Source organism: Lachnospira eligens (genome assembly GCF_009680455.1).
Classification (GTDB): Bacteria; Bacillota; Clostridia; order Lachnospirales; family Lachnospiraceae; genus Lachnospira; species Lachnospira eligens_A.
Genome location: NZ_WKRD01000004.1, coordinates 65950 through 77566, shown reverse-complemented (window position 1 = coordinate 77566; position 11617 = coordinate 65950). Strand labels below are relative to the sequence as shown.

11 protein-coding genes are annotated in these 11617 nt (G+C 36.9%); all 11 read right to left on the bottom strand.

Annotation, left to right across the window (positions count from 1 at the left end; all coding sequences use genetic code 11):
- Window positions 1–3 precede the first annotated feature (3 nt).
- The 11 genes from GKE48_RS05930 to GKE48_RS05880 all read right to left on the bottom strand — a co-directional run bounded on the left by GKE48_RS05930 (window position 4) and on the right by GKE48_RS05880 (window position 11482).
- Window positions 4–1431 carry a sugar transferase gene (locus GKE48_RS05930; RefSeq protein WP_055214118.1) on the bottom strand — a complete coding sequence of 476 codons (1428 nt, stop codon included), beginning with the start codon at window positions 1429–1431 and terminating at the stop codon, window positions 4–6.
- Between the two features lie 162 nt (window positions 1432–1593).
- Entirely contained in the window at window positions 1594–4023 is a 2430-nt protein-coding gene (locus GKE48_RS05925; RefSeq protein ID WP_055214120.1) for a C1 family peptidase, read from the bottom strand.
- A 95-nt stretch (window positions 4024–4118) separates the two neighbouring features.
- Entirely contained in the window at window positions 4119–5555 is a 1437-nt protein-coding gene (locus tag GKE48_RS05920; protein ID WP_154300646.1) for an LCP family protein, read from the bottom strand.
- 72 nt (window positions 5556–5627) lie between these two features.
- The gene (locus GKE48_RS05915) at window positions 5628–6338 is read right to left on the bottom strand and encodes a polysaccharide biosynthesis tyrosine autokinase (RefSeq protein WP_022097585.1); all 711 of its coding nucleotides are present in this window, start codon (window positions 6336–6338) and stop codon (window positions 5628–5630) included.
- Between the two features lie 2 nt (window positions 6339–6340).
- A complete protein-coding gene (locus tag GKE48_RS05910; protein ID WP_154300645.1) occupies window positions 6341–7201 on the bottom strand; it encodes a YveK family protein in 861 nt (286 codons plus the stop codon).
- 10 nt (window positions 7202–7211) lie between these two features.
- Complete coding sequence (locus GKE48_RS05905; protein WP_154300644.1) at window positions 7212–7970, bottom strand: CpsB/CapC family capsule biosynthesis tyrosine phosphatase; 759 nt, start codon at window positions 7968–7970, stop codon at window positions 7212–7214.
- A gap of 144 nt (window positions 7971–8114) precedes the next feature.
- A complete protein-coding gene (locus GKE48_RS05900) occupies window positions 8115–8867 on the bottom strand; it encodes a lysophospholipid acyltransferase family protein (protein ID WP_243138453.1) in 753 nt (250 codons plus the stop codon).
- A 17-nt stretch (window positions 8868–8884) separates the two neighbouring features.
- The gene (locus GKE48_RS05895; RefSeq protein ID WP_154300643.1) at window positions 8885–9577 is read right to left on the bottom strand and encodes an SGNH/GDSL hydrolase family protein; all 693 of its coding nucleotides are present in this window, start codon (window positions 9575–9577) and stop codon (window positions 8885–8887) included.
- A 10-nt stretch (window positions 9578–9587) separates the two neighbouring features.
- Complete coding sequence (locus tag GKE48_RS05890) at window positions 9588–10334, bottom strand: flavodoxin family protein (RefSeq protein ID WP_154300642.1); 747 nt, start codon at window positions 10332–10334, stop codon at window positions 9588–9590.
- A gap of 41 nt (window positions 10335–10375) precedes the next feature.
- Window positions 10376–11245, bottom strand: a complete 870-nt coding sequence (locus GKE48_RS05885) for a patatin-like phospholipase family protein (protein WP_055214130.1) — start codon at window positions 11243–11245, stop codon at window positions 10376–10378.
- A 9-nt stretch (window positions 11246–11254) separates the two neighbouring features.
- Window positions 11255–11482, bottom strand: coding sequence for a phosphopantetheine-binding protein (locus tag GKE48_RS05880; RefSeq protein ID WP_022097592.1), 228 nt, complete (start codon window positions 11480–11482; stop codon window positions 11255–11257).
- Window positions 11483–11617: the final 135 nt, after the last annotated feature.

Sequence of the window (11617 nt, the reverse complement as noted above, 5' to 3'; positions counted from 1 at the left end):
ATTCTACTGTCCACCAGTAGTTAATACTGACTGAACTGTCTTAAACAAAATCTTAATATCAAGCATAATGCTCCAGTTATCAATATAATTCAGATCCATCTTAACAATTTCTTCAAAATCGCTAACCGTCTTTCTTCCATAAGCCTGCCACATTCCTGTGATGCCTGGTTTCATAGAAAGCCTTCTCTTATGATGTCCTTGATATTGCTTAAACTCTGCTACCGTTGGTGGTCTTGTACCAACAAGACTCATATCTCCCTTAAGAACATTAATGAACTGCGGAAGCTCATCAATACTTGTCTTTCTTATGAACTTGCCAACCTTAGTTATACGAGGGTCATCTTTCATCTTAAACATAAGACCACTCATCTCATTCTGTGCCATAAGATCTTTCTTTCGTTCTTCAGCATCCATATACATAGAACGGAACTTATATATCTCAAAATAACGGCCATTCTTTCCAACACGTTTCTGTTTGAAAAAGATTGGACCTGGCGATTCTATCATAATAGCAGGACCTACAAAAATCATTGCAATAAACATAACTATAAGTCCTACAATTGCTCCGAGAATATCTATGCATCTCTTAACAAGCATTCCCTTCCAGTCATATATTCTGTTAGCAAATGTAATGACAGGAACTGCTCCTATGTAACCCAGCTTACTGTCAAAATCCTTATAGCTGTCAAGAATCTCAAGCTTAAGATTAACAATTACTCCCATATCCTCAAGTTCCATAACCATAGGCTTGATACTTTCGCGGGTCTTGTAATCCACATCAATAAACACTTCGTCAACAATCTCGTTCTTAATATAACGCATCATTGAATGTACATTAGCAACTACAGGAAATCCCTCTATTGACTGACCTGTCATATCTTCATCAGTAATTACAATACCATCTATACGACGCATCCAGTCATTCCTTGCCGCAGCTTTGGAAAGTGTATCTTCCGCCCTGTTTTTAATAGTGATAACAAGTATACTGTTGGTACGCTTTCCTCCATTACGATGCTTCATATATACCTTGACAAGCATCCTTAATAAAAACATAAGCACTGTTCCCATAAAAAATGTAATTACATACACACTTCTTGGAACACCCTGTGCAGTTTTACTCAAAAGTTCATAAACAGCTATAACAGCTGATGAAATAAGACTTTTCTTCATAACAGAAGCAAGTTCTTCAAATTTGCCACGATTAAGTACATCGCCTTTAATGTTACAGAATAAAGCAGCTATTAATACAGCTATAATAATTGTGACTATATTGCCATTAAGCACTTTCATTACATATGAAAATGTATTATTTCTTATTTCCATCAGCCATATAAAACCAGACATGTAATAAGACATTATAAGCGCTATTGCATCTGTAATAAATATTAAAACATTCTGAATACTCTCTTTGGTTTTGTTTACATTAACCATACGTTAATTGGTCTTACCCTCCCCGCTATTTTTTAACTTTTCATAACAAGTCGTGTATTAATACTTCATATTAAAATATACTTTCCCCAACTGAAATACGCTAATCAGCTCACATTTCAAAATGAGCCTTGCTAATTATTATATAGTCACATATTAAAAATATCAATATATATTTGCATATTCTGTAGCAGCATTGCAATAATGATACATTGCCGTCATAAGATTCTTTAGTGCTGTATTATCTAAATATTTATCGACATATCTGGCGTAAACATATGCACCATACTCAAGCATCATTATTTTATCTTCACTATCTCCATTCTTCTGAACGTATATATTAACATTATCAGCAAGCTCATACGCTTTCACATTACTGATATCTATATAATATAATGAAGCATCTGTCTTTTGTGGAGCAATGATATTCTTGTTTCCATCTTTATCTTTCACATAAAATGTATAATTATCAATACTATATCCGTCTGACAACTCAAAATAATTCCTTAATATTGTATCTGATTCAAGAACAAGAGAACTTCCATAATAGCTTATTCCTGAAACACTGTCTGCATTAACCAGCTTTCCTGTATATGTATTGAATCCAACCATATCCATATTCTTATCATCATCCGTCATTATAGAATTGGCAGGATTATCTGTGTTATATCCAAAATATTGCTGTGCAGCTGTTCCATAATTAAGCATTGCTTTAACTGCATTTACAGCTTTATCAGAATAAACTCCACTTGCAGCATTAATTACAGATTCAGCATAATCTGTTACTGAGTATGTATGAACTTCACCCTTAACGCCATTACTTACGATTCTGGCATTTACCTTATCAGCCATCTGCTTTGCTGCTATTCCGCAAGAGAACACATACAAACCATCGGTTGTCTTTCTTGCATCGGCTAACATAACCTTTGACACATTTCCATCAGGCATAGTAAATTCCATGTACGTGCTGCTGTCCTTAACCAGTTTATCAGGAAGATTCATGTAGAAATTCATATCAATCTTTCCGTCCATGCTTAATGTATATCCTTCTAATACATCACCCAAATCAACATTATTTGATGTAAATGCTTTTATACAGAAGTTATAATAATATTTTCCATATCTGCCATAACCATTATAATAATAACTTCCTTCACAGTCAGAATCATAGCTTACTACATTTTCCCAGACCATCTTATCATCAGTTTTCCCCGGATTAGTGCTCTCTGAATACGAATATTCAACTTCAAATGCTTTCTTATCAATATTAACAACAACTGCATAATAAGTTCCAGGATTGAGAATCACTTCTTCCTCCAGAGGAATAGTGTGTATTCCTGCAAAAGTTGTTCTTCCGCTTGTACTCGCCTCAGCATGCTTAGTCCCGCTTATCGGGTTGCTGGCATCTTTAAGGTCAGTATATATATCAATTGTATATCCAACATCTGCTGTCTGTGTAAAAGATAAAGATACTGACTTAAGAGTTTCAGATGCAACACCTTCTTTTTCTGATACATAAAATACATTAGCTGCACCTGTATAATATCCTACTGTTGCTGTATGCAGCCCGCCATCAAGCTGATAATTATTATCCAGCCCATCCTCTGCTGACATATCAAATACCCAAACAGTATCTGCAAGCGAATAAGTTTCATACGACATCCAGAAATAATCAAAATAATCACCCCAGCTGTTTCTTATAAGCCATGCACCATTATTTGAAGGCTTTGTAGTTGTCGCAAAATTATCCTTGGAATAATCATCGTCCCAACCCACAATCATAACTGCATGTCCACCACCTGAGCTTACAATTCCCTGCATATCATAATATGAATTATTAAGGTGGTTCTCTCCTGCATAATAATGAGTATAGCTTGCACCAACAGCACCATGCTCCATGATCTGCTGCTTAACAACATCAGGCTGCTCCTTAACATTAATTCTGTATGCATTCTGCAAATGTGCCACATCGTAATCATAAGCATATTTGTTATCAAGACCATTATTATATACTGCCTGGGCATCAGCATATGGAACATCTGATTCATTGACAGCTCCTACCCACTGGCTGAGTCTCTTTACTGCATACTCGTAGTTACCACCCTTTTCCAGATATGACATGTTGGTATTATTATTATAATACTTAGAATAATCCCCTTTGGTTCCACCGAGCGGATCAATAACTGAGTTAAATGTAAAATGTATAAGCTGCAATTCACTCAGGTCAACACTAGAATCTCTCTGACCCTTAGCTATAAGGTCAAATTCTTCAAGTCCTATAGACGAGAATGCCCAACATGTTCCATAAGGATTCTGATTTCTTGATGGGTGTTCCTTCTTATATGAAGAAACATCCTCTGGGTATGCCGATGGTACATTTCTCTGTGCATATGCTGCAATATCCGATACATATACCGGAGCATCACTATCAAGACTACTTGGTATGTAACTTCCTATATACGCAGAATCCACAGACTGTACCTGCTGCGAATAATCTTTTGCGTCAATTGTGTCTCCATTTACAGTCATATATCCAATAGGACTTGTAATAAGAAGTGCACTTAATAATAACGCTGATAACCTTTTAATTCTCATATAGTCAATTCCTTTCTCTATTCAATTAACACGTATGTTTCATAATAAAATAATATCATACCTTCATATAAGTTTCTATGTTTTTCGTTAAAATATTAATTATAATTATCTCTTATCTGCTCCCTTGCATTCTCCACACTTTCCTCATCAGGTACCATTATGTATAACGACCACCCTGGCATTGAATATGTTGTTGATGAATAACTTCCAACTCCCGTAACACTTATCTGTGTAATATTCCATGCTGCCATATCATTAAGCTGTGTCTGTGCAAGATCTGCAATAAAGTCATAACTCATATCTGTAATTACATTTTTAGACACTTCTGATAATACAGATGTATAATTTGATATAATTGCTGGAGAACAAGCTTTTTTAATTGCTGCCTCCATTATCATCATCTGGTTACGGCCTCTCTGTCTGTCCCCATCTGAATATGCGTATCTTTCTCTTGCAAATGCAAGTGCCTGCTCACCATTAAAATGATTAACACCATTATGTACTGTGAGATTTCCAGCCTGACTAAGAGTTGCTGAATAATCAAGTGTCACATCAACACCTCCGAGTGAATCAATTATTTTCTCAAATCCACTGAAATTAACTTTTACATAATAATCAATCTGGATACCATAAAGCATCTCCAGAGTATTTCTGGAACACTCAATTCCATAAACACCTGCATGTGTAAGCTTATCCCTGACACCATTGGATATAGAAAGTGGAACATAATAATCTCTTGGCGTATTAATCATAAGAATATTGTGTGTCTTCTTATTAATAGACATAATAATATTGACATCACTACGGCTCACCTCATTAATACCGCCTCTTGAATCAATTCCTGATATATATACATTTATAACATCATCACTTGAAAGATAATTATCTGTAACATTCTCTTCTGTCGTTGCCACTTTAATTGTAAATTCACCACTATATATAAGCTTCACATCTGACGCAAACCCGGTGAAATCTCCCATCTCATCAATCATTTCAATACTGCTTGTTTTCATAATGGCAGCATCAATCTGTCCCTGCAGCAAAGCATCTGCCAGCTCCATTATATTAGAATACTCTGGATACTCCGCCATAAATCCACCTGCACCCATCTTTTTAATAAGCTCATCAGTACTTTCACGATCCACAGCTGTTCCTATACCAATGGATTTATTATTAAGCATATCTACGCTGTCATATCCGCCGTCGTTAAGTACATACACACCCATAACAATTTTTTCTTCCTGAGTTGTTGTAATCTTGTTTATCATATGTCTTGTCTGATTAAGGTAAATGCTTCCCATAATAAGCACAACAATCATAATAATGGCAATTATCTTCGTAATAATTCCTGGAACAAACCACTTTTGTGTAAATGCTGTTACTGCCGTTAGTATAACAAGCACCACTGCAGCAATGATGCAATATTTAACTGGAACAACCCTGACATTTATTAAAAGAGCTATAAACACCACAGATACTGTAAGCATAATAATACTTATTAACAGTCCAGTATATTTTAATATCTTCTTCATACACACATCCTTTCTTCCTTGAATCTAAAAAGGACGGCACATCTTACTTATGTGCCGCCTTCATATCCATAACTAATTATTATCCTCATGTCCATAGTACTTGCCATAATATTTACCGTAATATTTGCCATAGTACTTACCATAATAAGAATTTCCTGTCATATCAACTTTATTAAGTACACAGCCAAGAAGCTTGCACCCTGTCATCTCAAGCTGTTCCTTAGACTTTCTTGCAAACTTATAGCTTATATCACCTGCTCCGATTACAAGAATTCCGCCATCACATACTTTAGAAATAACAGCAGCATCGATAACACTTCCTATTGGTGGTGTATCAATGATAATCATGTCAAATGTAGCTCTTGCTTCTTCTACCATCTTGACAAATCTGTCGTTACCGACAAGCTCACTTGGGTTAGGTGGTACAGGTCCTGCAAATATCATGCAGAAATTAGGAACATCACTTACGCATATAACATCCTTAAGTTCATTCTTTCCTGAAAGATAATGAGTAAGCCCATATTTAATCTTACCCTTCTTACCTCTGTTCTTCATAACTGACTTTCTTGTATCTGCATCAATAAGCAGTGTCTTCATACCATTCTGTGCAAAAGACATAGCAAGCTCAAAAGATACTGTACTCTTTCCCTCACTTGGTGTACTGCTTGTTATAAATATTACCTTATTATTATCACCAGAGAATTCTATGTTAGTTCTTAACATCTTATAAGCTTCTCTGGTCCTGAAATCAAGGTTGCTCTGTTTTACTGAAAACTCCTGCATCTCTAGTCCTCCATAAACTCTATGCCATCAGCATTTCTTTTACTGTTCTTGTTATTAGTGTTCTTATTAATATCAGATGATTTAAAACTTCTTGCCTTCTCATCATCAGTGCCAAGTACTACTTTCTCTTTACCTTTCCGGGGAGACCTCCTTCTGCTGGCAGTTTCTTCCTCAGCCTGATTCATAGGAATAAGTGCAAGTGTACTGATACCTAAATATTTTTCGATATCTTCAGAACTCTTAATAGAATCATCAAGCAAATGCTGTATAACAACAACGGCAACCGCAATTATAATACCAATAACAGCTCCAATCAGTGTCCACTTAGGAACTGATGGTGAAACAGGGCTTGTTGGAAGATTAGCTGAATCAACCACATTAACAGCCTCAATATCCATAACCTGTGTAATATGCTGTGCTGCAAGATCTCTTACCGCATTAGCAACCTTCTGAGCCTGCTCAGGATCCGGATTTATTACTGTAATAGCAATTATTCGTGTATCATCTGTATTAGTTGCAGAAACCTTTTCCACAAGGCTTTCATAAGTTTCATCCAGATTAAGCTGTTTAATAACACCTTCTATAACATAACGGCTTGTAACAAGCTGTTCATAATCCTTAGAAAGAGTTGTTGAAAGCTGTACATCACTATAAGTAACTGATGTACTGTTCTGCTTATTAAGGATGTAAACCTTAGTTGTAGACTGATACTGAGGTGTTATAATAAAATAGCTGTAAAGAAATCCTACTGCACCGCATACAACAGCTGCCAGTATTATAATCCACACCTTATGAAGCAATAACGCAAATATTTCTCCAAGATTGATTTCAATCTCATCTGTACTCTTATTAATTTCCATCATTAATTCTCCTTTAATTATTCGTATCTGCTAACAGTCTGTCAAATGCATTGCCATATAATATACTGTCAACATACCCCTCATCATATTTTTTATAAAGCATCCTGCTGCACTCTTTCATCATAGGTGTTCTGCTGCCCTCGCAACGATGGGCATCTGTTCCTACATAATCAACAAGCTGTTCTTTTAATAGCTTATGTACAAACTTCTTAATTTCTTTACCTGTATCTCCGGTAATGCTTGATGCATTAACCTGAATCTCTACCCCCATGCGGCTGAGTCGCCTGACATTCTCAATGTCATCAACCATACATCCATATCTTTCAACATGTGCTATAACAGGCTGATATCCCTCACTCATAATCTCATCAAGAGAATTTCTTATATACTGATATGGATCAGATGGCATGAATTCAACAAGAACATAATCAGTTCCGTTTATTCTGCTTATCCTTCCATTATCAAGTTCCTCACACATCTCATCATGAAACAGAATCTCATTGCCCTGGTAAAGCTTAATATCTGTTCCCTGTGCGGCTGCTTCCTTTCCAACAGATTGAATAAGTTCCTTAACATTCTGCGGTGAAGCATTACGATGCCCACTTTTAAAATGTGGAGTAGCAATCATGTGTGTAATTCCCTCTGATTGTGCTATCTTAAGCATCTCAAGAGTTTCTGTTATATCTCTTGAACCATCATCTATCCCTGGCATTATATGACAATGTACATCAACGATATACTCTGCATTTTTCTTATTATTACCAAACAACATACTATTCCTTATACTATCTTATTATTAAGTAAACCTTAAATATTTTATCAATGTACTTAGAACATGTCAACCATTGAAACGAATATTTTAGAATTTGGTCAAAAAACTCAGGGAACATATTATTTCCCTGAGCCTGTGTTTTTATTATCCAATTAATTCATAGCTTTCATTAATTTTCCCAGCCTTAATCTGAGCCATTCTTTCCTCAATCCTGCTCTTAACCAGCTTGGCGACCTCTTTTTTCTTAAGCTCGCCATACTCTGAATAAAGAATTGGCTTTAAGAAATGTACCTGTGTATCTACTCTTTCAAATGTATTGCTGTTCATGGATTTATACGAATCAAAAAGTGCTATAGGAACGATAGGTGTCTTAGTCTGTAAGCTGCACGAAAAGCAGCCAGCCTGAAATTCCTGAAGTTCATTCTTATTGTCAGTGTAACCTCCCTCAGGAAATATAAGGAAATTCCTTCCTGACTTGACCTGTCTGGTAACATCCATAATAGCCCTTACCTTGTCACGGTTATTGTCAAGATCAATAACGACTGCATCAATAAGACCACATACCTGACGGCTCATAAGTCTTTCAGCCTGCTTCTTCCCCCAGAGGACACCACACGGCTTTTCCTGTGCAAGAATAATTCCCAGTGCATCATATTTGCCCTGATGATTAGGATACATTATGTAATTGCTGTCCGTCGGAATATTTTCTCTGCCATACACCCTGGTTCTTGTTCTGGCATGCTTTCTCATGTAATTAATAATCCACTTGGCATACACAAACCGTTCAGTTTCTGAATAACGGTTCTTGTTGGCAATCATTTTATTAGCCTTAGGTACAGCATGAAGCACCATGTGCCAGCTTGATATAACAGTACATTTGAAACGCAGATTAAACATTATAATTCCTCATCTTTCTATATAATACCTGCTGCAGATGCAAAATATTTTTCGAAATCACCACGAATAAGTGCATATCCTGCCTCATTCGGATGCATTCCATCCTTACTATAATATGCCTTCATATCGCCAAGTGCAAGAAAGCTTTCACGAAGACTTAATATTTCACAGCCGTTTTCCTTGGCAACAGCTCTCATTATATCGCCATATTCTGCATACTCATCCTGCATCTGCTGAACTGAGTTCACATATTCTGACATAATATCTTTATCTACTCCACTTTTAAGCAGATATGACAGATACACTTCAATAGCAATCGGTGGTGCAATTACTGCTGTTACTGCTACTCCCTTTTCCTGTAACAAATGTATCATATTCTCATAATTCTTCTTAAAATCCTGTGGGGCAACTCTGTGCCTATGTTCATAATCACATCTGCCCTCACATATTGACTTCCAGTTATAGTCGCAGTCGTTACCGCCGCATTCAAGAAATGCCACATCAGGTACCGGATGATTTGACATTATCTGTGTAAGCCACATTTTTACTCTCTCTGATGTGAATGTCGGCATCGCATAATTGACAAACTTCATATTATATTGTGCCTGCATTGCCTCAAATCCAATTGCATCTGAACTGTGATAATTCCATGCTTCATCCGGCATAACTCCTCGCATAAGTGAGTCACCAAACATGTAGTATGTTTTCATAAGCTGCCTCTTATCTTAAATTAGGAGCCGGAAGAGGATTCTCTGGTGTAACTGCATCCCAGTAATTGTTCATAAGCTTCTCTAATGCTCTCTGTGGAATCATTGGCTGCGAAGCGTAGTCAATCATATCCTGAGGGATATCCTCACCTTTTCCCATAACCTTACCAATTTCTGTATATCTCTTAAGATATTCATTAATCTGGTTTACCATTGGTGGAATTGCAAACATTTCACTCTGTGGACAAAGAAGTGCCTGATATCTGCCCTTGCCATAGATAAAATTAAATTCCTTGATAAGTGCGTCATATATCTCATATGTTCTTCCATATCCGCATGATGATATAACATAATACTTCTTATCACCCATATCATAACGGAACTCGTGGAACGCATTATCTCCGATATCTCTTACCTTGCCCTTGTAAGTCTCCATAAGTGGCATGATTCTGTCAACAAATGTTTTCATTGGACCCGGCATGCCAAAGAAATACAATGGGAAGCTGTATATAATAACGTCAGCGTTCATGAACTTGACATGAACATCCTGCATAACGTCATTGATAACACACTGACCTGCTGTCTTTCCCCAACAGCTCATACATCCCATACATGGCTTAATATCCATATCTTTAACTGTAAGAAGCTCAATCTCTGCTTCTGGATTAGTCTCCTTAAGTCCCTTAAGAACTGCATTTGTCATCTGCATAGTATTACTCTTAGGTCCTTTAGGGCTTCCGTTTACTACTAAAACCTTCATTATTAATCCTCCTTGTTTTCCGCAGGAAAATCCGAGTCTCTCTAGCGAGGAGAGGATTTGTCCTCCATAAACTTCTCAAATGCTTTAAACTGTTTTCTCATCGTGTCATATCCATACTGATAACATTGAAGAAGTTTTTCATTATTATTCTCAAAGTGTCTTATCATCTGCTCCTCCGGACGGATAACAAAGACTTTCCCCTCCTCCACAAGCTTTTTCATGAACTTATCCTGCCTGTCATAAGCCTGCCTTCTGTGTGCCATAACCTCACAAAGCTCTGGGTATTTCTTGTAACTCCACTCGATAAGCTTCTTTATCTTAGAATAATCCGTAGGCTTAGAACCCTCTGGCTTGGTAAGTACAACAACAATCTTATCGCACCCTTTCTCAACTGCTCTCTCAACCGGTATTGAATCAATAATGCTTCCATCCAGATAATGATAACCGTCAATTTCAACAGGTTCGCATATAAATGGCACAGAGCAGCTTGCCATCTGACACTTCAGAAATTCATCTTTCGTCTTAAAATTTCCTTTATACTCAGCCTTTCCAGTCTCGCAATTAACAACAACACTCTCACACTCTGTCTTAGATGCGAAAAATGTATCAAAATCATAAGGAATATCTTTAAGCGCATATTCGGCTACCAGCATTTCAAGATTAAGAATCTTCTTATTCTCGAAAAGCTGTCCGACTCCATAATAGCTTTCAGCATTTTCATGGGTAATTATCTTTTTCGTTCTTCCTTCCTGTCTGGAAACATAGTTTACCGCATTACCTGCCCCCGCAGACACACCTATAACATAGTCATAATAAATGTCCTTCTTAAGCATGTAATCAAGAACTCCGGCTGAGAAAATACCTCTCATAGCCCCGCCTTCCAGTACAAGCCCTGTCTTTACTTTGCTCATAAGCGCCTCTTATTTAGCGTTAGCTTCTACATAATCAACAATATCTTTAACAGTTTCAAGCTTGGCATCAGAATTGAATCTGATCTTAAACTCATCCTCAACAGTAATAGCAAGTAACATCATATTAAGAGAATCAACTCCTAAATCTGTTGCAAGAACACTGTCCATTTTAATAGTTGCCGGGTCGCACTGTGGCATAACCCTTCCAAAAATTTCCTTTAATTTCTCAAATACCATGATAAAATCTCCTTTTGATTTATTTTATGAAATCCGGTGGGTGGGGTGTGCAGACGACGGACAGTTCACGGTTTATGGGTTTATGCTCCAAAAAGCACGCTCCCGCTCGGCTTCGGACGCAGCGGTCACTAAGCT

Excerpts from the sequence above, each read along its gene's own strand:
- GKE48_RS05880 (WP_022097592.1), bottom strand. The coding sequence starts at position 11,482 with ATGGTATTTGAGAAATTAAAGGAAATTTTTGGAAGGGTTATGCCACAG.
- GKE48_RS05910 (WP_154300645.1), bottom strand. The coding sequence starts at position 7,201 with ATGATGGAAATTAATAAGAGTACAGATGAGATTGAAATCAATCTTGGA.
- GKE48_RS05900 (WP_243138453.1), bottom strand. The coding sequence starts at position 8,867 with ATGTTTAATCTGCGTTTCAAATGTACTGTTATATCAAGCTGGCACATG.
- GKE48_RS05885 (WP_055214130.1), bottom strand. The coding sequence starts at position 11,245 with ATGAGCAAAGTAAAGACAGGGCTTGTACTGGAAGGCGGGGCTATGAGA.
- GKE48_RS05925 (WP_055214120.1), bottom strand. The coding sequence starts at position 4,023 with ATGAGAATTAAAAGGTTATCAGCGTTATTATTAAGTGCACTTCTTATT.
- GKE48_RS05915 (WP_022097585.1), bottom strand. The coding sequence starts at position 6,338 with ATGCAGGAGTTTTCAGTAAAACAGAGCAACCTTGATTTCAGGACCAGA.
- GKE48_RS05905 (WP_154300644.1), bottom strand. The coding sequence starts at position 7,970 with ATGTTGTTTGGTAATAATAAGAAAAATGCAGAGTATATCGTTGATGTA.
- GKE48_RS05930 (WP_055214118.1), bottom strand. The coding sequence starts at position 1,431 with ATGGTTAATGTAAACAAAACCAAAGAGAGTATTCAGAATGTTTTAATA.
- GKE48_RS05890 (WP_154300642.1), bottom strand. The coding sequence starts at position 10,334 with ATGAAGGTTTTAGTAGTAAACGGAAGCCCTAAAGGACCTAAGAGTAAT.
- GKE48_RS05895 (WP_154300643.1), bottom strand. The coding sequence starts at position 9,577 with ATGAAAACATACTACATGTTTGGTGACTCACTTATGCGAGGAGTTATG.
- GKE48_RS05920 (WP_154300646.1), bottom strand. The coding sequence starts at position 5,555 with ATGAAGAAGATATTAAAATATACTGGACTGTTAATAAGTATTATTATG.